We start from the raw sequence: 24553 nt of genomic DNA, 5'->3' as shown, positions 1-24553 counted from the left end.
ATACGTCAAAATCATTTCATATTTTTCTGCTTGAAGGGGGACATTTCTTTCAGTTGGTTTTTCTGAGTGAAAGCATTGAAAATGGTACTATTTTTAATTTAAATTGAATTAATATTTTTTACTTTAAATATCGTATTAATACGCTGTGGCTTTCAATCGTAAAATTAAGTTTTAGGTCAAGGGTGGTCAGTGCGGTGTTCTTGGGGTGTTTTGGATGTTTAAATTTGATTGATGAATACGTGGGGATTGTAAAAAGGTGTGAATGTGTATTTTTGAGATAGGGTAGTTAGGAGAATTAGGTGCGGTTTAATTTGGAATTAGTAATTGTTTTATTTGCTAATATAAAAGAGGGTAAAAAAAAAGTCCTTAATTGTTAAATTAAGGACTTTTTTAGCGGTCTGGACGGGACTCGAACCCGCGACCTCCTGCGTGACAGGCAGGCATTCTAACCAACTGAACTACCAGACCGTTTGTCTTTCTCTTTAAGAGGATGCAATTTTAAGTTTTATTTTTTAAACTTCCAAAACATTTTTAAAAAATTTATTTTTTTATGTTTTGTTGACCTCTTTTAGATCGTTTGGGCTGCAATGATAGCGAAAAAAATATTAGTGCAAACTATACCGAGCGATTTTTTTTATTTTTTTCTTAAACCTTTAAGAATAGATCAGAATGCTATTTATGGATATTATCATGTATCATTACAGAAATTTTAAACCTGATATAAAATGAAAGCGAACGTAAAAGAAATTAAACCTGGAGAAGGACTTGGTGACGTTAAGTTTGGAATGACTAGAGAAGAGGTTAAAGCCATTTTAGGTGAGCCTGATGAAAAAGATAATTTTTCATATACTGATTCTGATGAAGAGCTTACTGAGTCGTGGGATTATATGGAACTAGGACTTTCTTTGAGTTTTGATGAAGATGAACACTGGAAACTTGTAATGATTTCCGTGGTTTCTGATGCATATACTTTATTCGGTAAGCCAGTAATAGGGCTTGGTAAAGATGAATTACAAAAGCTTTTAGAAAGCGAAAATATAGGTGATATTAAGTTTGAAGATTGGTCATCGGCAGAAAATCCAGATCATAAACTAATGGAAGTAGATGAAAAGTCTATTTCTTTTTGGTTGGATGAAGGGAAGCTAGATGAGGTGCAGTGGTCGCCTATGTTTTTAGATGATGATACTTTTCAATGGCCTGAAAAATAGCATTAAGGGTTCTTCAATTCGAAGAACCCTTTTTTTTTAATATAAATGTGGAGTAAAATCAAAGGTGAGATATGCAAAGTTAGCCAGCTCATTTTTATCACCGCTGCCTTTAATATCTACCATAGTGTCAGTGGCAAAGAACTGAGAGTAGCCGCCTGCAATAGTAAAGTCTTTACTGTATTTGTAAGAGCACAACAGGTCAAATTCAATACCTAAGTTTTTATCCATTTTTTCCATCATTTCATTGAAGTGGTATTTTTCCGTGGAAAAAGCATGGGTGTCTAACCTTATTTTCCATTTCTCGCCCAACTGATCGTATATTCTAAAATAAAAATCTTTCAGACCTGCAGGAATATTAAACCCGCCTACATAGAAAAGGTCTTGGTGCCCAAAGTACCTGTGCCTTCTGGTATATAATGGATCAAACGTAGAGGTGTTTTCGGCAGACTCATAGTAACTAGTACCCGTAAGGTAATCAAAGCCGGCACTTACTTTTAATTTCTTGCTAATTTTATAAGCGGCTTCCATCGAAGCCCAGTGAGCATCTATATTAAGGTCACTTCTAGATTTTCCGGTTTGATAATAATAATTTGCTGTAATATTCCAATGGCCAAATTTGTGCGCTGTGAAAAGGCCAAATGTTTGGCTATAGTTGGTAGTAGTATCCTGTAACTGCAGTCCTCTATTTACAAATAATATAGAATATTTAGAGTTTCCTGCTTCCTTGTGAAGCCATGCTGTTTGTAGGCTTTTGTAGTTGGGGCCCTCATACAAACTTTTGAATTTTACGTCTGCATTTTGATTAATAGCTGCATTTACCTCAATAGTGAAGGTGCTGTCGTTAGACAAGTATCCAAATTGTGCTGCATCGTGGGTTCTGCCTTGTTGCCTCCAGTTAGAAATAGAGAGTAGTTTGCAGTTGTCGTATTCTATTTCCTGACGACCGATTTTCATAAAGAAATTCTTTGATGGGGCAAACCTAAACCAAGCTTGATATACATTTAAATCGGCATTACTTTCCAGTGGAGCTGATTGCCCCCATATTCTAACATCTTGCATAGAAATATAGCCAGATAGGTTTTCGTTTAAAGTGTACTTTGCATTTAATCTAGTGCGTTGTGATGTGATAAATGCTGATTCATCAGCTTTATTAGGTAACTGTGTATAGCCATGTCTGAATTCGAACCGAGGTTTAAATTCAGCGTCAATTTCTAATTGACCATAAGACGGAATGGAAACAATTACTAAAATAAAAAGACTAAGTGTATAGTACAATTTTGCCATATTGTATGGGTTGATGTTCTTAAAATGTGCAATTACCTTAGTTATTCAAACATGTTGCCATTGCTTTTTTTAACTGGTTTATACTGAATATTTAATGATAAAATGACTGATTAAACGGATTTTAATCAGGATAAGGCCATTTTTGATGTTTTAGTGTATTGAAACATTGTTGGATTTAAAACTGTGATTCGTTCCTAAAAAAATACAGTTGTGTCTCAAATTGGGAGAAGAGTAAATTCCTAAGTACTTTAATTATATGCTAAGTGAATGGGAGTATAAATGATAAATTAGAGGGATCTGTATAATGTATTATGACGTAGTGAACAGCAATAAAGAATTTTAAAAAAATTAGGAAATCTTAGCACTTTCAACCTAAAAAGTATAGTTCCGACAATTATACTATGCTTGCTGATAAAAATTCACTACGTCAACAATACATTAGTTATTAAACAACCTAAACCCTAATGCTTATATTGTTTTCAAATGTCTTGCCACTATTTTCAATGATGCCTTTAATGCTAATTAATATTATTAAAATATGCTTTATTAGGCCTGTGCTGCAGTTAAATGCGTTTATTTTATGAATTTATATGCGCTGTAACGACAAAGAAACGAAGGTGAAATTTCCTTCTGATGAAGTATATTCCATAAAATGGAAATACTTTATTGACTTAATGTGTTAGCTAGGGTCTCTGCACTATCAGGAGATATTACAATGAGCTTAGAGTTGGTTTTTATGAGAAGGAGAGAGTCTTTTCTAGTGGCAAACCAGTTCATGTTGCCAACTTCGAAATTGGTATATTTCCCATAATAACCGAATAAGCCACCTACGCCAAATATTTTAATACTACCATCAATTTGTTTAGGCTTTAATATTTCGTGGTGTAGGATGTTTTTCCTTAATATTTTAATATTGGAAATGGGTCTCTCTATAATTAAAAATTCTTCATTTACCTTGTAGCGTAATGGGCGGTGTAGAAACCTTATAAGTAAAGTCAATGACATTACTAGCCCCGTAAATATTATTATGGGGTGCATAAAGTCTTTTATTACCCAATATTGTAAACAAATAATGAGTAACAAAAAGCTAATTACGCAGATAGTGATTATGTTAGCTGTCTTGTCAAGTGAGGCTGGGAAAACCGTCATTGAAGTTTAGGATAATAATTTCTTGATAAAATTAATGTTTTGCGAAGGTATAGAATATTTTTGTATTATTAATATAGATTACTTGATTTTGTGGGTAAATATGGTTTTTTAATGAGTTTAGAATGTTAATAAATTGACTGTTTTTGCATTATTTAGATAAACTATTTATTCTCAACTGTTTAAGGATCAATATTTTATTTCGCGCATAACAGCCACCGAGTATGGTAAGTAAATGTGTAAAGTACACCAAAGTATATATTTAAAATGAAAAAAAAGATATTCTTAATTGCTGGAGTTTTCCTGCTGTTAATTGAAGCTAATTCTCTTTTTGCTCAGAAGCTTCAGGTGAAATGGGGGCATGCTGAAAAAAGGGGTAGAGGAAAGCATAATATTCAGCTTGGTTTTGTCGGTAAAAACGATCACTATTTCTATACGTTGAGGAAGGTTAGGCGTGAGATGTTTCTTTCACAATACGACAATGTTACCATGGATAAAAAGTGGGAGAAAGAAATAAGCTGGAATGACTTTAATAGAGATAATAGCTCTGACCGTAATTTAACTTACTATTCTTTTAGGCAGTTTAAAGATCATTTTACGTTCTACTTCGAAGATTATAATAAACCGCTTGATCAACAAAAGTTATTTGCTCAGAACTTAAATTTTGAAGGCGAACCTATAGGTGAGTTGTATGAGGTGGCTAATAGAGAAAAGCAAAGAAGGAGGAAGGATGGTAGTTTTCTATTGACTCATTCTACTGATTCAATCCATTCGGCTGTAATTATAAATCCTTATTTTGAAAAGTATGAAAATGAGTTGTTTGAGATTAATTTGCTTGATGCTGATCAAAAAATAATTAATAAAGTAAAGGTGCCATTGCCTTTTCATGATGAGGATTTGGCACTTTGGGATTATGAGCTTATAGGTAAAGATGATCTATACCTACTGGTAAGGCTGGAGAAAAAGAAAAAGGAGCGGGAAGATGGCGAGCCTGAAAATGTATATTCGGTAGTGCATGTAAACATGGCTGCAGGGAGTACTGATTTAATAGAGATTCCTTTTAGAGAACATTATGCTGATGTAATTGAGCTATTAGCCGATGCAAATGGTAAAATAAAGTGTTCTGGTCTTTATGGTAACCTGAAACCTAATGGTAAAGTGGCTACCGCAGGGCAAGGGGTTTTTTATTTTGATCCTACTCAACCGTCACAAATTAGTTATAAGGAATTTGACCCCATATTGGTGGCTGAGATTGCGGGTAGGAGGAAAGCTAAAAAAGGAAAAGGAGCAGGAGGCAACCTTGATTTTCGATATAGCTTTAAAAGAGAAGATGGTGGCCTTATTTTAATGTTTGAGCATAGCTTTTCTTATATAGTAACTCACCGCACCAGTACAGGAGCTACCTACAGCACTACGTATTACGAAGATCATAGTATTATTAAAATAGATGTGAGTAAAGGAGGAGTTATAGAGGGATACCAGAGTGTGCCTAAAAAGCAGATAACACAGAATGAGGCTTTTATATATGCTTCTTTTTACGCTTTATATTATGAAGGTAATACCTATATCGTGTACAACGATCATGTTAAAAATATAGAGAGAAATAGCTATGATAAAACTATGAATAATGTGTTTAATGCTATTCCTGTTTTGGTGATTATAGACAAACAAGGGAATGTGACCAAAAAGCCAATGATTGGTAAGGGCACAAAAACTAAGTTTGTACTAAAGCCTGCCCTCACGGATAAAGCTGCGGAAAATCAGGCATATTTTTATGCAGATAAACTGAGTAAAGGATTTTTGTTTTTTGGTAGAGGCAAAACCAAATGGCATAAGATAGGTGTATTAACCGTAAATTAATAATAAAGAAGGGGCCTAAGCCCCTTCTTTATTCACTTACAAGATCTTTATCTCTTACAAATGCTTCCCACTCTTTAAATTCTTCTTCTTTCATTACTCGGGGCATTTTTACTTGGCCACCTTTCTTTTTCTTGGACTCACTCCATTCATAAAAACTATCTGGAAGTGTAGATACCACTTCAACACCTTTGAGTGCTTTACTTCTCGCTACTCTGTAGTTTTTATTTAGGTTTTTCAATGTGTTATCAAGTTGCAATGCTAGCTCCTGTGTGTTTACATTATCTTCTGTGCCAATGTACCACCTATGAATATAATCATCTCCCTTTCTTATTGCAGCCACTGTAAAATCATGAATTATAATATCATTATCTTCCTCTATAGCTTGAATGGCGGTATTCATTTTATCTACGGATAATTGTGAGCCTACTACGTTAAGAAAGTGCTTTGTTCTTCCTGTTATTAAAATTTCTTGTCTTTCTTTATCAGTGAATTTTATTGTGTCACCAATAAGGTAGCGCCACGCTCCGGTAACTGTGGATATTACCAAAGCATATTCGGTATCTTCTTCTACTTCCTCTAATGTTACTGTAGGAGCATCTGTTTTTATTTCTCCATTTTCGTCTAAGTATTGTGGCTCAAATGGTACAAATTCAAAGTAAATGCCATTTTCGACAGCCAACTGCATAGACATATTTTGAGCATTAGGTCGTGTTTGTAATGCCAAAAAGCCTTCAGATGCTAGGTAAGTATCTATGTATATCATGGGTTTTCCCATAAGGGAATCAAAGTTTTTTCGGTAGGGTTCAAAAGCCACTCCTCCTGACGTATATACAGCCAAGTTGGGCCATATCTCGTGTATATGATTAACTTGGTGGTAATCTATTACCCGTTTGATCATTAATTCAATCCAGGAAGGTATACCAGAAATGGCTCCAATGTCCCAATTTCTTGCATTTTCAGCGATTTTATTAACCCTTTGATCCCAATCTTCTATTTTTGCTATGTCGTCTCCAGGTTTGTAGTATCCTTTAAACCAAAAGGGGATATTGCTGGCACTTATTCCGCTGATTTCACCTTCACTAAACTCTCCATTTTGTGACAGGTTGGTACTACTTCCTAGCATCATTATTTCTTTTTCAAAAAATTCTGGAGGCATGTCATAGTTAGCCAAGCTAGTGATTTGTAAAATTGCCGTTTGTCTAATGGCTTCAATCATTTCATCTGTTACCGGAATGCGTTTGCTTTTACTTCCGGTAGTTCCAGAACTTAATGCGAAATAATCTGGTTTTCCCGGCCATGAAATATCACTTTCTCCTTCAATAATTCGATGCCACCAATCATCGTGCATTTTGTCGTAATTATGTAGAGGTATTTTTGCTGCAAAAGCTTTTGCTATGTCGTCACTTTCTAGTATTTCTTCAAAATTATAGTGTTGGCCAAACGCTGTGTCCTTGGCCTTTTTTAATAAATGTTTCAGTACTTTTAATTGTACTGATGATTCTTTGTGGTCCTCTGTGAATTTATCTTTAAGTTCTATTGCAGTTTTTATGATATTACCAAGTACAGCCATATGTGTTTAAAAGATGATTTTGATTAAACCAGTTCAAAATTTATGCCTTCGGCTATAAAGGCTCTAAAACTGAAATATATGGTTACTATCAACATTTGTAAGGTTATATTTTCCCCAAATTGTGGCTTTTCCGCAACTTTGTAGTTGACGTAAATACATATATGTTAATGAAAGTAGCTATTATAGGAGGAGGTGCCGCAGGTTTTTTTGCAGCCATGGCGTGTAAGCAAAATTATCCTGAAGCCGAAGTTATCATTTTAGAAAAGACTTCTAAGCTGCTTGCTAAGGTTAAAGTGTCGGGTGGAGGAAGGTGCAATGTTACGCATGCGTGTTTTGTGGCATCGCAGCTAGCTAAGTTTTATCCTAGAGGAGAGAAGGCCTTAAAAAAGGCTTTTGGTCAATTTCAGCCTAAGGATACTTTTGAGTGGTTTGAGCAAAGAGGAGTGGAGTTAAAAACAGAAGCAGATAATCGTGTGTTTCCAGTTACTGATGATTCTCAAACCATTATTGACTGTTTTCTACAACAGTGTAAAGTGCTGAATGTAATCATCCAAAAGAACAAGGAAGTAAATGCTATAGAAAGGGATGGAGCGCAGTTTAAGTTGTGCATTACCAAACAGCCCGATTTAGTGGTAGATAAAGTCATAGTGACAACAGGGGGCAGCCCTAAAATGTCAGGATTTAAGTGGCTTTCTGATCTTGGACATGAAATAAGTACGCCTGTTCCTTCTTTGTTTACCTTTAATATGCCACATGAAAAGGCTAAACAATATATGGGCTTATCAGTGCCTAATGTAGAAGTAAAAGTGCAAGGTTCTAAGTTAAGTGCTTCAGGGCCACTGCTGATCACACATTGGGGAATGAGTGGGCCAGCAGTGCTCAAACTATCAGCTTTTGGTGCCAGAGACTTGAGCATTAATCGGTATAACTTTAAAATTCAGGTTAATTGGGTGGCCAATAAAGAGCAAGAAGTTCTAAATCTGATAAAAAAGCAACAGAATTTGCATTCCAAACGTAAAGTAATGAACGGTGGTGTTTTTGATATACCTAGCCGTTTGTGGGAATTTTTAATAAACAAGATAGAATTAAGAACAGATATCACTTGGGGAGAATTGGGTAACAAAGGCATTAATAAACTGTGCAACCTTCTTATTAACGATGTTTATCAAGTAGAAGGTAAGACTACTTTTAAAGATGAGTTTGTTACTTGTGGTGGCGTAAGCCTCTTAGATGTGGATATAAAAACTATGGCAAGTAAAAAAGTGCCCGGGTTATATTTCGCAGGTGAAGTGTTGGATATCGATGGAGTAACAGGAGGTTTCAATTTTCAGGCAGCTTGGACTACAGGTTTTATAGCTGGTAAGTTGCAGTAAGTGCTTATGTTGTTGAAGATTGTATAACTAATGGTTGTGCCTTAATTTTGTCGTTTTAACACGGATTTAATATAATGATAGCAATAGTTTCTCCTGCCAAAAGCCTCGATTTTGAAACAGAAGTTAAAGTAGATACTACTTTGCCTCGATTTCAAAAAGAAGCATTGGTTATTATAGATGAATTAAAGAAAAAGAGCGAGGCGCAGATTCAAGACTTGATGAGTATAAGTCAGAATTTGGCTGAGCTTAACGTAGAAAGGTATCATAACTTTACTAAAAAGAAAGATCCTGCACATGCTAAACCTGCGGCTTTTGCCTTTAAAGGAGATGTATATCAGGGTTTGGAAATTGAAGATTTCTCAGAGGAGGATCTTGAATTTAGCCAAAAGCACTTTAGGATCTTAAGTGGATTGTATGGTCTGCTTAGACCTATGGACTTAATACAGCCTTATAGGTTAGAGATGGGCACATCGTTACCTGTAGATGGATGCAAAAATCTTTATGAGTATTGGAAAACAGATATTGTAAATGCTTTGAATAAGGATTTGCAAGCTCAGGGTGATGATGTGCTTGTGAACTTGGCATCGCAAGAGTATTTTAAGGCGGTAGATAAAAAAGCTTTGAAAGGTACAATCGTAGATGTGGAATTTAAAGACTTTAAGTCTGGAAAATATAAAGTGATCTCTTTCTTTGCTAAAAAAGCAAGAGGTATGATGGCTCGTTATATGATCAAAAATAGCATTAAGGATATAGAAACTTTAAAAGCCTTTGATTATGATGGGTATGAATTTGATGATAAAGAATCGACAGCAAATAAATTAGCGTTTAAAAGAGGATAATATTAACTGCGGCCTATGAGAATTATAATAAAAACTAAGGTGCAAGGGGCCGTTATTGAGGTGTTCCGAACGTTTGATCGGGAGCTTTTTGAATATTTACTTCCCAAAAATGCTGTAGTAGAAAAATACGGAGGTTCCAAAAAGGGCAGTATTGTTCACCTTTCATTTAAGTTTCCTAAAACAGAATGGATCAGTAAAATAGTTGATTATCATGAAAATGGAGATTACAGCTATTTTGTTGATAGAGGTGTGCAATTGCCTTTTGGCTTAAAAAAATGGAGGCACAAGCATATTGTTTGCACTCAACCTGAAGGGACTTATATTATTGAGGATATATTTTATAAAACCAATTCTTTGTTTCTGGATTTGATCGTTTATCCGCTCATATTTATAGTGTTTTCTCCTCGAAAATGGCAATACAGAAGGTATTTTGATAAGAAAATGGCTGAATCTGCCAGTTAATTAATAATATGGAGTTTTGTTATACTTATGTATTTTATACAATAAAATGCATAAGCTACTAATAAGAAAGACATAAGTCCAGGTACCTAAACCAACCACAATGTGTAGTATAGTCCAAGTGAGGGCTAAAATAAACGGGGCGGGTAAAAATAATCTGAACATATGTCTTAATGAATTAGTGGTTATGAATTAAGTTTTTCTATTAGCCGTTGTTGCCTTCAAAAAAATCTTCTACATCATCGGCAGCTTTTTGGATTGAAGCTTTTACATTTTCAAATCCATCTTCAATATCATCTTTAGTGTTGTCCCAATTATCTTGAGTGGAGTCATCAATATCATCCATCTCTTTTTTAAGCTCTTTTTTCTTTTCCTTTAGGTTGTCGACTAACTGGTCGTATTTTTTCTCTGCTTCATCGCTCAATTCATCAGCTTGGTCTTTCTTTCTAGCTTGGAATCTATCAATACGTTGATCTAATCGGTTCATTTCATCTTGAATGTCAGCTTTGAGCTCATCTCTTTCTTTTTGGAATTCCGTTTTGGATATCTCCATTTTGTCTCCTTGCTCACCATTATTATTGCTAGGCGTGCATGCTGTCATTACTGAAAATGATATTGCGCCAGCAGTCATTATTTTAAGAAAATTCGAAGTTTTCATAGTTTGATCTTTTTCATTGTTTAAAAATGATTATGAAAAAGATGTGCCATAGCAAAATGTGGCTATTTGGCATTTATTTGATGGTGTAAGATTTAATTTGTGGAATATTTGACCCACCAACTGAGACTGAATATCTACTTTATATGAACTTTTATCAGCTAATTATCATGATTAATGTCAAGGAAATTGTGGTACAATTTTGTATCTTAAGTAAGAATAAACTCTTTAATTATGGAAAATGGAAAAGTAATATTAGGTACTCTTTTGGGAGTAGGAGCAGGCGTACTCGCAGGGCTATTGTTGGCACCTCGTAAGGGATCTGACACAATTAAATTAATAGAAGATTCGGTAGATAAAAGATTGGATGAAATATTTAATGCTACAGAAAAAGCCAAAGAGAAGGCGAAGCAGAAGGTTGAAAAAGTGGCAGAAAATCTTTAATAAAAAAAGGCCCTGATCAGGGCCTTTCTTATTTTTTCTTATTTATGTTTTTTAAGAACTGAGTAAATTCTTTTCTTTCGTTCTTGTCAGTGAGTAGTCCTTTTAACGTTTTAAAATAGCCTTTTAATGTTACCTTCTCTTGTTGAGTGGGGGCTGGCTCTTGCGTTTTTTCTTTTACTGCCTGTTTAATTTCCACTTGAGGCTGTGGCTCAGGTATTTTCTCTTCCTTAATTTTAGGAGAGGTGGTCTGTGCTACTTTTGAAGAGTTTACTTTTGCGGGATCTCTCTTGTCTGCTTCAGCAAAGCTTTTTTTAGATTTTTCTAGATGTCCTAATTTCTCTTCAGCAATGCCCTTGTTATTGTAGGCTATAGCATCATCGGGGTCCAGTTCTATGGTTTTCTCATAATCAGCAATAGCACCTTTAGTATCGCCCATTTTATCTCTTATAAAGGCTCGGCTGCTATATCTAAAAGGTTTATTGGGCTCTAGTTCTACTGCTTTGTCTAAATCTTTCATGGCAAGTTCACTATCACCAGATAGGTGAAGAGCCACTGCTCTTTCGCTATAATAAAACGCTTGAGTTGGGAAGCGATCTATTAAGGTGTCAAAATCTTCTAATGCTTTGGGAAATTGCTTAGACCTGAAATATGCTTTAGCTCTATTGTATAAAGCTTCGGTATGTTGTGAGTCTATAGCTAGCGCTTTGCTAAATTCATTAACAGCTTCCGTGTAGTTAGAAGCTTCACATAACTCAATACCCTTCTTGTTGTGTTGCTGTGCTGTCTGACTCATAAGGAGTGCTTTCGCTATTATTTAAATTTTCTACGTTTTCTTCCTTGCTTTTATCTTTATCTTTCTCTTTCTCCTTTTTCTTTTTGGGAGGTTTATTCTTAGCAGGTTTTACTGTAGTGGATTCCTTTAAAATTTTAACCTTTACGTATTTGACTCGCTTTTTCTTTTTGTCTTTTTTGCGGTTAAAAAAGCTATGTCGGTTTACCGGTTTAATATGTTTTACAGTATAGTACTTTGAACTGTTACAACTTATTAACAGGCATATGATTAACCATGATATGTAGAAAATACGTCTCAATAAAATATTGTTGATTGCAAATTAGTCTGTTTTTCCTCAAAAAAAGAAATGCTTTATAGCTTAACTGTAAAATCCCGACTAATATTATGAGTGTCTTACAATAATATTGTTCCTCTCTTTTAAAATTGGCAGTTTGGAATGCGTAGAAAATACGCTACTTTCTATTTCTATTGCCCAAGCAGTGAGTGTGAATTTTATTGCCCAAAATCGAAATATTTACCACGTTTTGGGCATTTGTATCAATCATTTTTTTATCATAAGGCTTATTTAATGCAATGGGAGCGTTAGTTAGAATTGGCACGACATTGTCCTTGTAGTTTATTGATTGTAATCAACACAAACAAAATAACTATGAGAAAATTAAGAAGCTACTTATTAATAGCCGGTGTAATGACGACCACTTTTGCTTGTAACTCTGGTCATAAAGATAATAAAGAAGATATGCAGAGCGAAGATGTGGAAAGCAATACTTCAGAGCAGATAACTATGGCAGATGCTGAGGTAATGGAAAAGGTGGCCACATTCGATATTGCTGCTAAGTCAGGCAGTAGCCTTACCGGGTCGGGTACATTTACACAGACAGAAGATGGTAAAGTAATGTTTGAAATTAAGGTGCAAAATGCTACACCAGGCAAGCATGCTGTGCACATTCATGAAAAGGGAGATTGTAGCGCAGCAGACGGTAAGTCAGCAGGTGGGCATTGGAATCCTACAGGTGTAGAGCACGGAAAGAGAGGTACAGGCACCTTCCATAAAGGTGATATTGGTAATATGGAAGTGGATAAAGACGGTACAGGTACCTATACTGTAACTGCTGATGATTGGTCAGTAGGAGGAGATGAAGATTCTAATGTAGTAGGGCATGCTATCATTATTCATGATGGCGCAGATGATTTTACCTCTCAGCCATCGGGTAACGCAGGCAACAGAGTGGGGTGTGGTGTGATAAAACTTAAATCATAAGCTAAAATATTGTCAATGAAATTGATAGAATCTTTACCTGATTCGTTCAAGCATTTCTTTACCAATGTTGCCGGAATAGGCCGTTTTATAACGCGCTTTTTTCGGCAAGTTTTTAAAGGACGATTTGAGTGGCGAGAAATGTTGAATCAGGCGTATAAATTGGGCTATCAGTCGTTGTTTTTAGTTGGTATTACTGGCTTTATTATCGGCATGGTCATGACCTTGCAAACTAAACCAACCTTAGAGCAGTTTGGTGCAGAAAGCTGGCTTCCGGCTATGGTTTCTATTTCTATCATTCGTGAAATTGGTCCTGTTTTAACGGCTTTGATTTGTGCAGGTAAAGTAGGCTCGGGTATAGGGGCAGAACTGGGTTCTATGAAAGTGACAGAGCAAATAGATGCCATGACAGTGTCTGGAGCTAATGCTTATAATTACTTGGTGGTAAGTAGAGTTGTTGCGGCTACTTTTATGGTACCTATATTGGTGTATTATGCCGATGCAGTATCGTTAGTAGGGTCGTATATTGGCGTAAATCTTGAAGGAGACGTAAGTCCAACATTATTCTTTCATCAGTCTTTGGGGGCTTTGGTTTTTAGTGATATTGCTCCTGCCACCATTAAAACTTTCTTTTTTGGTTTTGCCATAGGCATAGTTGGTTGCCATGAGGGCTTTAATGCCTCTAAGGGAACTACTGGTGTGGGTAATGCGGCCAATAGTGCTGTGGTGGTTTCTTCAATGTTCATTTTCATTATCGATTTAGTGGCGGTCCAAATCACACAACTCTTTTTATAATGGTAGGGAATAAGCAACAAAATGTAATTACACTGAAAGGAGTGAAGAAATCCTTTGGAGAAAAGGAAATACTCAAAGGGGTGGACTTGGATGTTTTAAAGGGAGAAAATCTTGTAATACTTGGAAAAAGTGGCGTTGGCAAATCAGTAATGATTAAGTGTATAGTTAAACTCATAACACCCGATGAAGGTGAGGTTAACGTGCTTGGTAAGGACGTGCTTGCGCTTAGCAGTGATGACGAATTGAATGAATACAGGCGTAAAGTTGGCTTTTTATTTCAGGGAGGTGCATTGTATGATGCCATGACGGTTGATGAAAATTTAAGATTTCCCTTAGAGCGTATACCAGAACAGCTATCGTCTGAGGAGATTGAAGACAGAATTGTGGAATCATTGGAAAATGTAGGGCTAGAAGATTCTCGGTATAAAATGCCTGCAGAATTATCTGGTGGTATGAAAAAGCGTATTGCACTGGCCAGAACTTTAATACTTAGGCCTGAGATTATGCTTTATGATGAGCCAACTACGGGGCTTGACCCTTCCACTTCTAAAGAGATAAGTCATTTAATATTAGAAATGCAGGACAAGTATGAGATGTCTTCAATAATAATCACTCATGATATGACCTGCGCTAGAATTACCGCTAACAGAATGAAGGTTATTAAAGAGGGGACTTTTCAGTATGAAGGTACTTTCGATGAGCTGGAAAGTACAGATGACAACTGGCTCAAAGCATTTTTCAATTAATAAAGCCTATAAATATGAAAGACAAAAGAAATAAAGATATTAAGCTAGGCATATTTATAATAATGGGCTTAGTGTTTTTTATTGGAATAGTATATTACATCGGCAGTCAGCAGCAGCTGTTTGGTCGTAAAATAACCGTGGCTGCTACATTTAAAAATGTAAGTGGCTTGCAAGCTGGAAATAATGTGCAGTTTTCAGGTATAAAAGTGGGTACGGTTAAAAGTATAGATATAGAAAGTGACAGTACTGTTAAGGCTATTTTGCTTATTAACAAAGATGCTAGTCAGTTCATTAAAAAAGATGCCATTGCTAGTATCGTTTCTGATGGGTTGATGGGAAATAAGATCGTGACTATTTCTTCAGGCTCACCTTCAGAAGATGCAATTGATAAAGGAGATATGTTGAAATCAAAGAATCCCGTAAGTATGGATGATGTAATATCTTCCTTCAAGGAAACTTCTGATAATGCTAAAAAACTCACTGATAATCTGGTGTTTATAAGTGATCAGATTAAAAATTCTGAAGGTCTGCTGGGTAAAGTAGTAACTGATACTACCTTGGCCAGTAAAGTGGAGCTAATGGTGGCTTCCTTAGAACAGAGTACGGCTAATGCTGAAGGTATTACAAGCCAAATTCAGCAGGCTGCTTATAAAATCAACAAAGGAAATGGAATAATAGCAAAAGCTCTCAATGACTCTACTTGGAGTAACCAGATGGACAATGCTTTTGATTCTGTAAGTTATGCGGGAGGAAATTTGGCCAAAGCCAGTCGTGAACTAGATCAATTTATGACTAGATTAAACGAAAGCAAAGGGGCTATTGATAAGCTATTGAACGATAGCACTGTAGCAAAAAATATTGAAGAAACGATAATAAATGTGCGAGAGGGAACGGAAGATTTAGACGAAGTTATGACTACTATTAATAATAGTTGGCTGTTAAATCTATTTACAAAAAAAGATAAGAATAAGAAAGGCGAGAAACAGAATAATTGATTTTAAAGACTTAATCGAATATTATTAACTCGAGTAAATTAAAAATAGACTGCTTGAAAGTAAAAAGGGCAGTCTATTTTTTATAACTAGGTGTGTTAAACATTTACTTTGGAGTTAATGGTGTAGGCTAATTCTAATAATACTTGGTCTTTCTTTTTTTCTTCTTTTAGCGACACGGCTACTTTACCTTTTATATGCGAGTAGCCTAACTTTTCGGCAAAGGAATAAACAGTACCATAAGACGCTATTTCATAATGGGTAATTCTATGGGTATCAGAAAGCAGCGCTGCATCCAATACTTCAGGTGAAGCATCATTATGAATCATGGTTTTAATATCATTAATTAATCCTTCTACGGTATGGCATGTTTCGCCAGTGGGCTTAATGTTCAACTCTTTGCAGATTTCACGTAAGCGTACGGTGTGCTTCTTAGTTTCATCTAGTAATTCTAAAAAGGCATTCCTGAGCGTTCTGCTAGAAGCCTTTTCAGCCATTTCGGGCAGTGCTTCAGTTAATTGTATTTCAGCGCTGTATAAATCCCTTAGTTGATATTCAAATAGATTTTCCAGCGATTGCATTTTATTATTTTTAATCATAGTTGTAGCGTTTAATAATTATATATGATCATCAGGTATAACCTTGTGTAGTTTTAGAATATACAAAATATCTTTCAGAACACCAATAGGTTATGCGTTCATCTTCCATAGTAGATGAGCGCTGTTATACTTAAATATTAAGCTACATTGCTATGAAGTTGTGAGTTTATTTTATCTACAAGCGTATTGATGGCAAACGGTTTAGGTAGATAGTCTTCAGCGCCACTTCTTTTAGCAATGGCCGCTATTTCGTTATTAGCACTTACTATTAATACAGGAATGTGATTATGCTCCGAGGACTTTTTCAACAATTGTGTAGCTTTTTCGCCTCCTATTTCAGGAATCCATAAATCCATAATAATTAAGTCTGGGTCGTATTTCTCTATCTTTTCAGGTAGGTTATCACAGTTCTCAGACGTAAATACATTATAGCCTCTGGTAGTTAGAATAAGCGTTATTAGCTCTGAAATGTCAGGATCATTATCGCACACAAGAATTTTTTTGTTCATAGTTGTTTATCGAGTTTTTAACAATGTAATTCAATAATAATGCTAGGAATGATAATTGAATATCATCTATTAAGTATGACAACATATATATGGATGAATTAACCAGAGTGATAGTTATAGGTGCCTCAGCAGGTGGACACAGTGCATTGATTGAAATATTGAGAGATATTCCTGCTGATATCAATGCGGCTTTTATAGCTGTGCTTCATACTGCGCCAGAAGCGCCCACGGTGTGGTATTCTGAATATTTGAACAAGCAGCTGAATTTAAGGGTGGAGATAGCTGCACATGGAATGGAAATAGAGCAGGGGGTGCTTTATGTGCCACAGCCCGATTACCACCTATTGGTTGAAGAAAATACATTATTTCTGAATAAAGGGCCTAAGGAAAACAGGTTTCGTCCAGCCATTGATCCTTTATTTAGAAGCAGTGCCGTAAATCAAGGCAATAAAACTATTGGTGTTTTACTTACGGGCAGGCTCAATGATGGTACCTCTGGTATGGTTGCATTGAAAAATAGCGGAGCATACACTATTGTGCAAGACCCTGAAACTGCTGAGTTTCCTGATATGCCTAATTTGGCTAAAGAATTGGTAAAACCAGATTATTGCTTGGCTTTAAACGAAATAAGTGCACAACTCATTAAATTGGTTAAAAATCCATTGCCTCCACTAAAGAGACTATCTCCTTCAGTAATGCGCGAGTTAAATATTACAAAACGCATCGGAAGTCATGCCAAGTTAATTGACAATAAAATAGGCGAGGGCACAACATTAAGCTGTCCCGATTGTGGAGGCCCTTTATGGAAAATGCAAGGCGATAAGGTGAGTAGATATAGGTGTCACGTAGGGCATGGTTTTACAGATCAGGCGTTGGCTGAGTCACAAGATTTGGCCATGGAGGAAGCATTGTGGGTGGCACTTCGTACATTAGAGGAGAAACTGTTGTTGCAATCTAAAATATGTAATGACTATAAAGCAAGAGGACATGAGAAGATGTTCGAGAACTATTCTGAAAAGGTAAATGATACCGCAAAACATATCCAAAAATTAAAAAGCATACTTAAGCTTAGCGAATGAGTAAGAAGGAGAAACTGTGTGTCGTAGGCATTGGAGCCTCGGCTGGTGGGCTAAATGCCATTAGTGAATGTTTATCATATATAGATAATTTAAATAAAAAGTATTTTTGTATTATAATTGCTCAGCATTTAAGTCTTGAATACCCTAGTAATTTAGTAAGTATTTTGAATCAAAGATGTGCCTGGCAGGTTATAGAAGCTGAAAATGGGCAAGAGCCAAAGGCGGGTGTTGTTTATGTAACACCACCCAATAAGTTGATAAGCTTGGTGGGGGAGAGTATCAAGCTTGCAGGGTTGCCCAAAGAACATTTGAGTGTGCCTTCTATTGATGATTTCTTCACATCTCTTTCTAAGTCAAAAGCATATTACATAGCAGGGGTTATTCTTTCAGGAATGATGAAAGATGGTGTAGCAGGAGCTAAAGCGCTATATGATAAGGATCTACTTTGTGTGGTGCAACATCCTGACTCAGCTAAGTATCCTCATCTCCCAGAGGTAGTAATTGATAATGGATATTATCATAAAATTCTTTACCCTGGAGAGATATTAAAAGAAATTGATAATTATATAAATAATCATAAACACATTACTTCAGATTTGGAGAACATGCAGGAAATAGGCTTTATTTTTGACCTATTAGCTAAAAAAACCGGAACCGACTTTTCTCAATATAAATCTTCAACAATTATGCGCAGAATAGATAAGCGTATAGAAGCCTTGGAGTTAAAAGATTTGGGAGAATATGTAAAGTATATTCAGCATAATGAAAGTGAGATAGATACTCTCTTTTCCACAGTACTAATTGGTGTTACAGAGTTTTTTAGAGACGCAGAGGCTTTTGATACGCTCTCGGCTAATCTAAAAGCGTACTTCTCTTCATTGGCATATGGAGAGTCTATAAGGGTGTGGTCTGTTGGATGTGCCACAGGCGAAGAGCCTTATTCTATAGCTATACTTATTCATGAGCTATTGGGAGATAGTTTAGATAAAAGGAATTTGCAAATATTCGCTACAGACCTGGACGAAAAAGCGTTAGAATTTGCCCGTAGAGGGGTGTATAGTGAAGATAGGCTCCATAATTTGCCAGATTCCATGATTGATAAATACTTTGATCAGATTGATGGAAATTATGAAGTGAAAAAATTTATCAGAAAGAATGTTTTATTTTCAAGGCATGATATCACCATAGACCCACCTTTTGTAAAGCTTAACTTGGTAGTATGTCGTAACCTGTTGATTTATTTTAACAATGACCTGCAAAAAGAAACCCTAAATATATTTCATTATTCTCTAAAGTCAGGAGGATTGCTGTTTTTGGGTAAATCAGAAAGTGTAAGCGTAACACATGATTTATTTCATAAGGTAGATGCTAAGCATAAAGTTTTTAAAAGGTCTGTAGATAATCCATTGTACTCGTTAAAATTCACAAAACCTAAAAATGAAGGTAGAGTTGGGAGTAAAACTAGTATCAATGATCCTAATAATGCAACACTGTCGAGCATTGCTAAGTATACTTTGTTTTTGCATTTTCCACACCCATGGGTAGTCATTAATGAGAATGCTGAAATTAAAGAGATACATGGTAGTGTAAGGTTATACTTAGAGATAGGTGAGGGTGCTATGAGTACCAACTTATACAAAATGGCCAATAGGGAAATAGTACTTGATTTAAGAGCGCTAATTACCAGGGCTAAAAAAAGTGGCCAGCCAATATCGGGAAATGTGATCAGGTTTACATTATTTGATAGGGTGCATTATGTGCGCTTACGAGTGCTTCCTATGATGTATAGCGGCACTATTCTGGAATATTTTATGGTAATATTCGAGAGTATAGACCAAGAAGGTGTGTACAAGTATTTAGACGATAGGATATCTACTGACGGTTATTCAAATATTAAAATACAAGAGCTGGAGCAAGAATTAGCGGCTGCTCGTGAGCATTTACAGACTTTTACTGAGGAATTAGAGACTTCTAATGAAGAGCTTCAATCATTAAACGAAGAACTACAGTCTGCCAATGAAGAGTTGAAGAGCTCCAATGAAGAGTTGGAGACCTCTAATGAAGAGCTTCAATCGGCCAACGAAGAGTTGCATACTGCTAATAATGAACTTAGAGATGTAAATGATGCACTGGTAGTGAAGGAAAAGCAATTGCTAGATGCAAAAGAAAGGTTAGAGGAGAAAAAACTGTTGTATGAGAGCATAACTGATAACCTGCCGAATGGTACAATGGGGATTATAAACAAAGACCTCACTGTAGAGTTTTTGAGTGGTAAAGGCTTAGATAAATTTAACTTGGTGAGAGATTCATTATTAGGAACCAAGCTAAGTGAACTAAACCCTGATGCAGCCAATGGGGAAATTATGAACGATATCTTTCGCAAAACATTTGCTACCCAAAAGCAGCAGCACGGTACTTTTTCCTTCAGGGGGTACGATTTTTTAATTCATACCATTCCTTTAAGTTTTTCAGGTAGCTTAGATAAGATTATGTATGTGACTCAGGATATTACTGAGCTGAAGGAGTTAAACGACAAGCTGCAGGAATCTAATGAAAGGTTTAAGATAGTGGCTGACTTAGTGCCGGCTCTTATTTGGATCTATGATAAAGATGATAAGTTTAACTTTTTTAATAAAGAGTGGCGAGAGTTTACTGGCAAAACCATGAATGAACTTAAAGGTTTGCAGTGGACCGATCTAATATTTGAAGAACATAGAGGTGATTACACTAGTACTCTGCGGCATGCTATTAAAAACAAAAGAGGCTTTACTGTAGAATATTGCTTATGGAATGAGACGGAAGGCGCTTATCGCTGGGTGTTAGATAAAGGTGTTCCTCGTTTTGATGCAGAAGGTAATTTCTTAGGAATGATTGGAGCCGCACTTGATATTCATGACCAAAAATTGGTAGAAAAGAAAAAGGACGAATTTTTAAATGTGGCCAGCCATGAGCTGAAAACACCACTTACCTCTATTAATGCTTATGTGCAGCTGGTGGAAGAGGCGCTGAAAGAAGATGGAGCCAAAAGTAGCATAGAGCTTTATATAGGCAAGGCGTCTAAGTCTTTGAGAAAATTAAATCATTTAATAGCTGATCTTTTGGATGTGAGCAGGCTAGAGGCGGGAAAAATAAGAATAGACCTGAAGCCATTACCTTTTGATGACCTTGTGGTAAATACATTGGAAGGGTTTCAGCCCGTATCGGATCATTCTATAAAATTAGAAGGTACTACAGGGGAGCTGGTTTATGCTGACGAAATGCGTCTTGAGCAAGTGATTCTTAACTTTCTAACTAATGCTGTTAAATTTTCTCCGGTTGATAAAGAAATTACCGTACAAACTTATTCAGAAGATGGTTGGGTGTTTTTAAAAGTAGTTGATCAAGGAATAGGAATAGATAAGGGTAGAATGCACAAAGTTTTCGACCGTTTTTATCAGGTAGATGAAAAGAATCACTCTGGGGGTATAGGCTTAGGCTTATATATAAGTAAAGAGATCATAGAGAGACACGAAGGGGAGGTATTTATTACCAGCGATAGAGACAAAGGGACAACAATAGGATTTAAATTGAGGATAAGAGAGGACTCTTAAACAATAAAGAATAATGGCGTGGTGTTTGAGCTCCTTTTTAAGAGAGTAACAATTTTACACCCAAAAGCAAAGTTGTTACTACTTTTAATCTTATTCATGAGTTTTACACCTTTGCATCACTATATCAACTTCACCACCACGCCAATCATTCTTCCAAACTATCTAACTTACAAACAAAACTCTTGCTTTATTATAACCAAATCTGTTGCCATAAATTAATAAGCGCATAAACCTATTCTAGTGGTTGCTCTTTCATATGTTAAATGTTTGATTTTCAGTGATTTGATTTGTTTTTTTCTGTGTCACTATAAATTAGAGCCGCATCTATATTTTCCATATTTTGTAGTTAGTGTTCCAATATACGGAAACGATGTCCCTGTATATGCTGAGGTCTCAACTAAGTAGTTATACTAAATCTTTAAATTATACTGCATAAAATGGGAACTTATTGTTGATTCTCTATGTGCTAGTAGTATCGAAACTTTACTGGAGTAAAGTTGTTGCTAAACTATATAGAGGATATTTTTTCATTAATCTATGGCGCTAGAAAACTTGCAAAACAATACGATTATAAAAGCCGAGGTGTTTGAAAAATTGGTTTTAGGGTATTTGAATGAAATATCAGAGAGCTTAATTAACACTGAAGTTAAAATGGATCAGGGTGATAGTGGATATTGTCTTACAATTGATTCTGAATTAGATATTGAAGATGAGTCAAAGGCTGTTAGAGTTCTGTGTTTAAATGATAGCAGTGATATTATTACAAGGGACTATCTTCAAGGTGCCAGGTGTCAATCTCCTCCTCAGTATTCTCAAAAGATTATGTGCTTTTCCGCCACCCCTTTTACAGAGGCAGCTTACAGTTACGCTCATACAGAGGGCATTGCTCTGATACAGCTTATTTTAAGAAAATACACACTTATAGATTCATCATTTGGTTTGAGGGTGCTAGATACAGCATTTAATTCTGGTGTAGTGAAGTTTGTAGGAGAATACAGAACAGAATCGTCCATATTCTTTATTCAAAAGGATTACTTAACCCCATTAAAAAGTTTTATTTTAAAATGAAAGAACTCTCAAAGCTAATTGAGAGCCCCTTCAGGAATTATGGAAGTGAAATTTTTACCTTAGTAGTTGTAGTTTACTTTTCATTATTTTAAAGTTCAAGTGTTTTATAAAGCTTGGTTTGAGTTTGATGCTTCTGTTATAAGGGTATAGATACAGTATTAATGCGGCAGACATGGCGAAGAAGAATGCTCCTAATCCATGAATTAGTAAAATTGAAAAATGAAAAGCCAAGGCAATTATCAATAACACTTTTTTGTTTTTCTGCTGCATAAAAATAGCTGCAAAAAGTGAAGCTTCTAATATTAAAACACTCCACGTAATGATGGAGCCGGTATATTGATTTTCAACCAGATAGTGCAATAAGTAATTGATTGTGTCATTAGCACCAAAAGGATTGTGATTGAACCAATAATAAAATGCAGATCCATTCCTCCATTCTGCTACTCCAAATTTATCTACACAGGCAAAAAAGTAAAGTACAGCCACTTGTAGTTTTATTATTGCATAGCATGTTTGGCCAAAATATTGCAAAAAAAATGGAGTGTTAACCTTAAAGTTATCAGTGTAATGCCAATGGTTTATCCTTTTATCGGTGATAGCGATGGGAATTATGAAAATAGCTATAATTTGAGCGATTTGATCACCACCTTCAATTACTAACGCCATATCAAAGTAGCTGATAGCCAGCCAAGCATGCAGCCAACAAGTAATTTGTGGGAGATATCCAATTATAATCAGTATCAGTAGGGTAGATGCTATAGCTATGGCCGCTTGTAAGTGTTGGTGTCCGATTAGTAAAAAGAAATTCCATGGAAGAGGAGAATAGTTGTTTTGATAGACTTCTTGAGGGAAATTTCTGTTGGGATCAGTAAATAGCAGGGTTAATAGTAGGCTTAAAGCCAATAGTGATCTGGCTAAGCCATAAACATTAGTGTGAATATTTTTTGTTTCAATTAGAGGCATATTGAAATTTTATTTACAACCATGATATGAGCTACAGCAAAAGGTCTGAAGCCTTCCTGATGCTGGCTGGCCCAAGCGAAAGGGATGGGTTCATATCTATACAGTACATATTCGCCAGTAGGAAATGTATTATTTGGCTCTTCTAAGTATAATGTGTCGCTCTCTGGAGGGATAAAGTCTCTAAAATTGCCTTTGCCACTATGCCAAATATCTTTAGTTGACTGGTTCAGTAACTGGGCTAAGTCTATGCCTGCAAATCTGGCATTTCGTGAAAAACCAACTAAATTTTCTGCTGAAGCATTTCTTACAGTTATCAATTTTAAATGGTGCTTATTGTAACTGTATGCCTCTGTTATTCCTTCTTTGGGGTCTCTTGTGAAAAATCCCCAACCCTGAGGTAATATGGAAGACACTATTTTGCGCGTGCCATATGACAGGTGATAGTCTGGGGCGTTATTAGACCTTAATATTACTATAATAAAAGACACCCAAAAGCCCCAGATTAATATTACACTTAACAATCTTCTTATAGGCATAATGAGATTAATTAATGGCTTCTGCTAACTCTGAAACCAATGCTTTTGATACCGCATCAGTGGTAGAAAACCTAGGAATAGAATAATTAGAAGTGTAAGTAAAATTTGCTGCTACTGCCGCATTCCATGCACCAGCTACATTCACCACCAAAGCAATGTTCCCAGCGATCACGGCTACGACAGCAACAGCAAAGCATTGACCCCTTCCGGCAGGGGTGTATGCCCTTTCTAAATCTATATTATAGTCTTCTTTAAAAATTTGAGCAAAGGTTTCTGCATCTTCTGCCTTTGTTAGGTCTAGGTTTTGAAACCTTTCATCATTAGTGTTAACATTTTTCTTCTTTATCTCGCTCAGTAGCTTAAACTGCTCTGAGTAGATAGTATGCCTACCTGCTTCATCAAACATCTTTTGAGCGTTTACTAGCGCAAGTTCTACTTCATATAGGTTGTCAGATTGCAACTGCTTTTTTAAGGTAGAGAAGTAGTTAGGATCTATAGTTTTTACCTGATTAATAATGGCTTTTCTGAAGTTGCTTAACTCAACTTCGGCTTCAGGTGTCATGCCTAGGTTGAGCTGCTCTACGCCAGGTTTTAATACTTCTATGTGGTTAGCGAAGTTGCCGTGCCAAAAGAAAATGCCTTCAAAAATCTCTTGTCCTGAATAGCTTTTTGAGGTTGATACATCACCGTCTGTATTGTTACAAGAAGTGAGTAGCAATATAGATAGCAGAGTGAGAGAGAAGTAGGTTAATGTTTTTTTTAATAGTTCTTTCATAATCGTGTTTTT

24 protein-coding genes and 1 tRNA gene are annotated in these 24553 nt (G+C 35.9%); 13 read left to right on the top strand and 12 right to left on the bottom strand.

Annotated features, from left to right (window positions below; genetic code table 11):
- Positions 1-394: 394 nt before the first annotated feature.
- A tRNA-Asp gene (locus ACXACQ_RS18625) sits at positions 395-468 on the bottom strand.
- A 257-nt stretch (positions 469-725) separates the two neighbouring features.
- Between ACXACQ_RS18625 and ACXACQ_RS18620 the strand changes: the two genes are divergently transcribed.
- Entirely contained in the window at positions 726-1208 is a 483-nt protein-coding gene (locus tag ACXACQ_RS18620) for a hypothetical protein (RefSeq protein WP_474977496.1), read from the top strand.
- Between the two features lie 36 nt (positions 1209-1244).
- On the opposite strand, the gene ACXACQ_RS18615 is transcribed toward ACXACQ_RS18620, so the two are convergent.
- Together ACXACQ_RS18615 and ACXACQ_RS18610 are read right to left on the bottom strand one after the other, a co-directional pair.
- On the bottom strand, positions 1245-2492 hold the full coding sequence (locus ACXACQ_RS18615) for an alginate export family protein (protein WP_474977495.1): 1248 nt from the start codon (positions 2490-2492) through the stop codon (positions 1245-1247).
- Positions 2493-3155: 663 nt separating this feature from the next.
- Positions 3156-3497 (bottom strand): PH domain-containing protein, encoded by a 342-nt coding sequence (locus ACXACQ_RS18610; RefSeq protein WP_474977494.1) that lies wholly within the window; start codon positions 3495-3497, stop codon positions 3156-3158.
- Positions 3498-3905: 408 nt separating this feature from the next.
- Between ACXACQ_RS18610 and ACXACQ_RS18605 the strand changes: the two genes are divergently transcribed.
- A complete protein-coding gene (locus ACXACQ_RS18605) occupies positions 3906-5498 on the top strand; it encodes a hypothetical protein (RefSeq protein WP_474977493.1) in 1593 nt (530 codons plus the stop codon).
- Positions 5499-5526: 28 nt separating this feature from the next.
- Here the strand turns inward: ACXACQ_RS18605 and ACXACQ_RS18600 are convergent, their stop codons facing one another.
- A complete protein-coding gene (locus ACXACQ_RS18600) occupies positions 5527-7068 on the bottom strand; it encodes a GH3 family acyl-acid amido synthetase (RefSeq protein WP_474977491.1) in 1542 nt (513 codons plus the stop codon).
- 167 nt (positions 7069-7235) lie between these two features.
- Here ACXACQ_RS18600 and ACXACQ_RS18595 point away from each other — a divergent pair, with 167 nt between their 5' ends.
- The 3 genes from ACXACQ_RS18595 (at position 7236) to ACXACQ_RS18585 (ending at position 9742) form a co-directional block, all read left to right on the top strand.
- Positions 7236-8441: a BaiN/RdsA family NAD(P)/FAD-dependent oxidoreductase gene (locus ACXACQ_RS18595; RefSeq protein ID WP_474977490.1), complete on the top strand. Its 1206-nt coding sequence runs from the start codon at positions 7236-7238 to the stop codon at positions 8439-8441.
- A gap of 74 nt (positions 8442-8515) precedes the next feature.
- Entirely contained in the window at positions 8516-9280 is a 765-nt protein-coding gene (gene yaaA / locus ACXACQ_RS18590) for a peroxide stress protein YaaA (RefSeq protein WP_474977489.1), read from the top strand.
- Between the two features lie 15 nt (positions 9281-9295).
- A complete protein-coding gene (locus ACXACQ_RS18585; protein ID WP_474977488.1) occupies positions 9296-9742 on the top strand; it encodes a hypothetical protein in 447 nt (148 codons plus the stop codon).
- 202 nt (positions 9743-9944) lie between these two features.
- On the opposite strand, the gene ACXACQ_RS18580 is transcribed toward ACXACQ_RS18585, so the two are convergent.
- Positions 9945-10397 (bottom strand): sll1863 family stress response protein, encoded by a 453-nt coding sequence (locus ACXACQ_RS18580; RefSeq protein ID WP_474977487.1) that lies wholly within the window; start codon positions 10395-10397, stop codon positions 9945-9947.
- 231 nt (positions 10398-10628) lie between these two features.
- Between ACXACQ_RS18580 and ACXACQ_RS18575 the strand changes: the two genes are divergently transcribed.
- The gene (locus tag ACXACQ_RS18575; protein WP_474977486.1) at positions 10629-10838 is read left to right on the top strand and encodes a YtxH domain-containing protein; all 210 of its coding nucleotides are present in this window, start codon (positions 10629-10631) and stop codon (positions 10836-10838) included.
- A gap of 28 nt (positions 10839-10866) precedes the next feature.
- Here ACXACQ_RS18575 and ACXACQ_RS18570 read toward each other — a convergent pair whose 3' ends face one another.
- Entirely contained in the window at positions 10867-11631 is a 765-nt protein-coding gene (locus ACXACQ_RS18570; RefSeq protein ID WP_474977485.1) for a tetratricopeptide repeat protein, read from the bottom strand.
- Complete coding sequence (locus ACXACQ_RS18565; protein ID WP_474977484.1) at positions 11591-11929, bottom strand: hypothetical protein; 339 nt, start codon at positions 11927-11929, stop codon at positions 11591-11593. The genes ACXACQ_RS18570 and ACXACQ_RS18565 overlap by 41 nt, the downstream gene beginning before the upstream one ends.
- A gap of 351 nt (positions 11930-12280) precedes the next feature.
- On the opposite strand from ACXACQ_RS18565, the gene ACXACQ_RS18560 reads away from it, so the two are divergent.
- Genes ACXACQ_RS18560 through ACXACQ_RS18545 form a run of 4 tightly spaced genes read left to right on the top strand, consistent with a single transcriptional unit; the run spans position 12281 to position 15425 of the window.
- Entirely contained in the window at positions 12281-12892 is a 612-nt protein-coding gene (locus tag ACXACQ_RS18560) for a superoxide dismutase family protein (protein ID WP_474977483.1), read from the top strand.
- Between the two features lie 15 nt (positions 12893-12907).
- The gene (locus tag ACXACQ_RS18555; protein ID WP_474977482.1) at positions 12908-13684 is read left to right on the top strand and encodes an MlaE family ABC transporter permease; all 777 of its coding nucleotides are present in this window, start codon (positions 12908-12910) and stop codon (positions 13682-13684) included.
- A complete protein-coding gene (locus ACXACQ_RS18550) occupies positions 13684-14430 on the top strand; it encodes an ABC transporter ATP-binding protein (protein WP_474977481.1) in 747 nt (248 codons plus the stop codon). Before ACXACQ_RS18555 ends, ACXACQ_RS18550 begins: the two co-directional genes overlap by 1 nt.
- Positions 14431-14444: 14 nt before the next feature.
- Entirely contained in the window at positions 14445-15425 is a 981-nt protein-coding gene (locus ACXACQ_RS18545; RefSeq protein WP_474977480.1) for an MlaD family protein, read from the top strand.
- A 95-nt stretch (positions 15426-15520) separates the two neighbouring features.
- On the opposite strand, the gene ACXACQ_RS18540 is transcribed toward ACXACQ_RS18545, so the two are convergent.
- Together ACXACQ_RS18540 and ACXACQ_RS18535 are read right to left on the bottom strand one after the other, a co-directional pair.
- The gene (locus ACXACQ_RS18540) at positions 15521-16021 is read right to left on the bottom strand and encodes a YciE/YciF ferroxidase family protein (RefSeq protein ID WP_474977479.1); all 501 of its coding nucleotides are present in this window, start codon (positions 16019-16021) and stop codon (positions 15521-15523) included.
- 137 nt (positions 16022-16158) lie between these two features.
- The gene (locus tag ACXACQ_RS18535) at positions 16159-16530 is read right to left on the bottom strand and encodes a response regulator (RefSeq protein WP_474977478.1); all 372 of its coding nucleotides are present in this window, start codon (positions 16528-16530) and stop codon (positions 16159-16161) included.
- An 89-nt stretch (positions 16531-16619) separates the two neighbouring features.
- Between ACXACQ_RS18535 and ACXACQ_RS18530 the strand changes: the two genes are divergently transcribed.
- From ACXACQ_RS18530 to ACXACQ_RS18520, 3 genes are all read left to right on the top strand, one after another.
- Positions 16620-17609 carry a chemotaxis protein CheB gene (locus ACXACQ_RS18530; RefSeq protein WP_474977477.1) on the top strand — a complete coding sequence of 330 codons (990 nt, stop codon included), beginning with the start codon at positions 16620-16622 and terminating at the stop codon, positions 17607-17609.
- Positions 17606-21199: a CheR family methyltransferase gene (locus tag ACXACQ_RS18525; RefSeq protein ID WP_474977476.1), complete on the top strand. Its 3594-nt coding sequence runs from the start codon at positions 17606-17608 to the stop codon at positions 21197-21199. Before ACXACQ_RS18530 ends, ACXACQ_RS18525 begins: the two co-directional genes overlap by 4 nt.
- A gap of 537 nt (positions 21200-21736) precedes the next feature.
- Positions 21737-22267, top strand: coding sequence for a hypothetical protein (locus ACXACQ_RS18520; RefSeq protein WP_474977475.1), 531 nt, complete (start codon positions 21737-21739; stop codon positions 22265-22267).
- Positions 22268-22321: 54 nt separating this feature from the next.
- Here ACXACQ_RS18520 and ACXACQ_RS18515 read toward each other — a convergent pair whose 3' ends face one another.
- From ACXACQ_RS18515 to ACXACQ_RS18505, 3 genes are read right to left on the bottom strand one after another with little or no spacing between them, the layout of a single operon-like run.
- Positions 22322-23230: a sporulation-delaying protein SdpB family protein gene (locus tag ACXACQ_RS18515; RefSeq protein WP_474977474.1), complete on the bottom strand. Its 909-nt coding sequence runs from the start codon at positions 23228-23230 to the stop codon at positions 22322-22324.
- Positions 23221-23766, bottom strand: coding sequence for an SdpA family antimicrobial peptide system protein (locus ACXACQ_RS18510; RefSeq protein ID WP_474977473.1), 546 nt, complete (start codon positions 23764-23766; stop codon positions 23221-23223). The genes ACXACQ_RS18515 and ACXACQ_RS18510 overlap by 10 nt, the downstream gene beginning before the upstream one ends.
- A 7-nt stretch (positions 23767-23773) precedes the next feature.
- Positions 23774-24541, bottom strand: a complete 768-nt coding sequence (locus ACXACQ_RS18505) for a sporulation delaying protein family toxin (protein WP_474977472.1) — start codon at positions 24539-24541, stop codon at positions 23774-23776.
- Positions 24542-24553 lie beyond the last annotated feature (12 nt).

It is taken from the genome of Fulvivirga sp. AWR4_260, assembly GCF_056158185.1.
The sequence above is the reverse complement of the archived record's forward strand: the minus strand, read 5'-3'. Positions and strand labels throughout refer to the sequence as shown.

Excerpts from the sequence above, each read along its gene's own strand:
- ACXACQ_RS18600 (WP_474977491.1), bottom strand. The coding sequence starts at position 7,068 with ATGGCTGTACTTGGTAATATCATAAAAACTGCAATAGAACTTAAAGAT.
- ACXACQ_RS18570 (WP_474977485.1), bottom strand. The coding sequence starts at position 11,631 with ATGAGTCAGACAGCACAGCAACACAACAAGAAGGGTATTGAGTTATGT.
- ACXACQ_RS18560 (WP_474977483.1), top strand. The coding sequence starts at position 12,281 with ATGAGAAAATTAAGAAGCTACTTATTAATAGCCGGTGTAATGACGACC.
- ACXACQ_RS18595 (WP_474977490.1), top strand. The coding sequence starts at position 7,236 with ATGAAAGTAGCTATTATAGGAGGAGGTGCCGCAGGTTTTTTTGCAGCC.
- ACXACQ_RS18535 (WP_474977478.1), bottom strand. The coding sequence starts at position 16,530 with ATGAACAAAAAAATTCTTGTGTGCGATAATGATCCTGACATTTCAGAG.
- ACXACQ_RS18620 (WP_474977496.1), top strand. The coding sequence starts at position 726 with ATGAAAGCGAACGTAAAAGAAATTAAACCTGGAGAAGGACTTGGTGAC.
- ACXACQ_RS18555 (WP_474977482.1), top strand. The coding sequence starts at position 12,908 with ATGAAATTGATAGAATCTTTACCTGATTCGTTCAAGCATTTCTTTACC.
- ACXACQ_RS18580 (WP_474977487.1), bottom strand. The coding sequence starts at position 10,397 with ATGAAAACTTCGAATTTTCTTAAAATAATGACTGCTGGCGCAATATCA.
- ACXACQ_RS18615 (WP_474977495.1), bottom strand. The coding sequence starts at position 2,492 with ATGGCAAAATTGTACTATACACTTAGTCTTTTTATTTTAGTAATTGTT.
- ACXACQ_RS18530 (WP_474977477.1), top strand. The coding sequence starts at position 16,620 with ATGGATGAATTAACCAGAGTGATAGTTATAGGTGCCTCAGCAGGTGGA.
- ACXACQ_RS18605 (WP_474977493.1), top strand. The coding sequence starts at position 3,906 with ATGAAAAAAAAGATATTCTTAATTGCTGGAGTTTTCCTGCTGTTAATT.
- ACXACQ_RS18585 (WP_474977488.1), top strand. The coding sequence starts at position 9,296 with ATGAGAATTATAATAAAAACTAAGGTGCAAGGGGCCGTTATTGAGGTG.
- ACXACQ_RS18610 (WP_474977494.1), bottom strand. The coding sequence starts at position 3,497 with ATGTCATTGACTTTACTTATAAGGTTTCTACACCGCCCATTACGCTAC.
- ACXACQ_RS18505 (WP_474977472.1), bottom strand. The coding sequence starts at position 24,541 with ATGAAAGAACTATTAAAAAAAACATTAACCTACTTCTCTCTCACTCTG.
- ACXACQ_RS18545 (WP_474977480.1), top strand. The coding sequence starts at position 14,445 with ATGAAAGACAAAAGAAATAAAGATATTAAGCTAGGCATATTTATAATA.
- yaaA (WP_474977489.1), top strand. The coding sequence starts at position 8,516 with ATGATAGCAATAGTTTCTCCTGCCAAAAGCCTCGATTTTGAAACAGAA.
- ACXACQ_RS18510 (WP_474977473.1), bottom strand. The coding sequence starts at position 23,766 with ATGCCTATAAGAAGATTGTTAAGTGTAATATTAATCTGGGGCTTTTGG.
- ACXACQ_RS18540 (WP_474977479.1), bottom strand. The coding sequence starts at position 16,021 with ATGATTAAAAATAATAAAATGCAATCGCTGGAAAATCTATTTGAATAT.
- ACXACQ_RS18520 (WP_474977475.1), top strand. The coding sequence starts at position 21,737 with ATGGCGCTAGAAAACTTGCAAAACAATACGATTATAAAAGCCGAGGTG.
- ACXACQ_RS18515 (WP_474977474.1), bottom strand. The coding sequence starts at position 23,230 with ATGCCTCTAATTGAAACAAAAAATATTCACACTAATGTTTATGGCTTA.
- ACXACQ_RS18525 (WP_474977476.1), top strand. The coding sequence starts at position 17,606 with ATGAGTAAGAAGGAGAAACTGTGTGTCGTAGGCATTGGAGCCTCGGCT.
- ACXACQ_RS18575 (WP_474977486.1), top strand. The coding sequence starts at position 10,629 with ATGGAAAATGGAAAAGTAATATTAGGTACTCTTTTGGGAGTAGGAGCA.
- ACXACQ_RS18550 (WP_474977481.1), top strand. The coding sequence starts at position 13,684 with ATGGTAGGGAATAAGCAACAAAATGTAATTACACTGAAAGGAGTGAAG.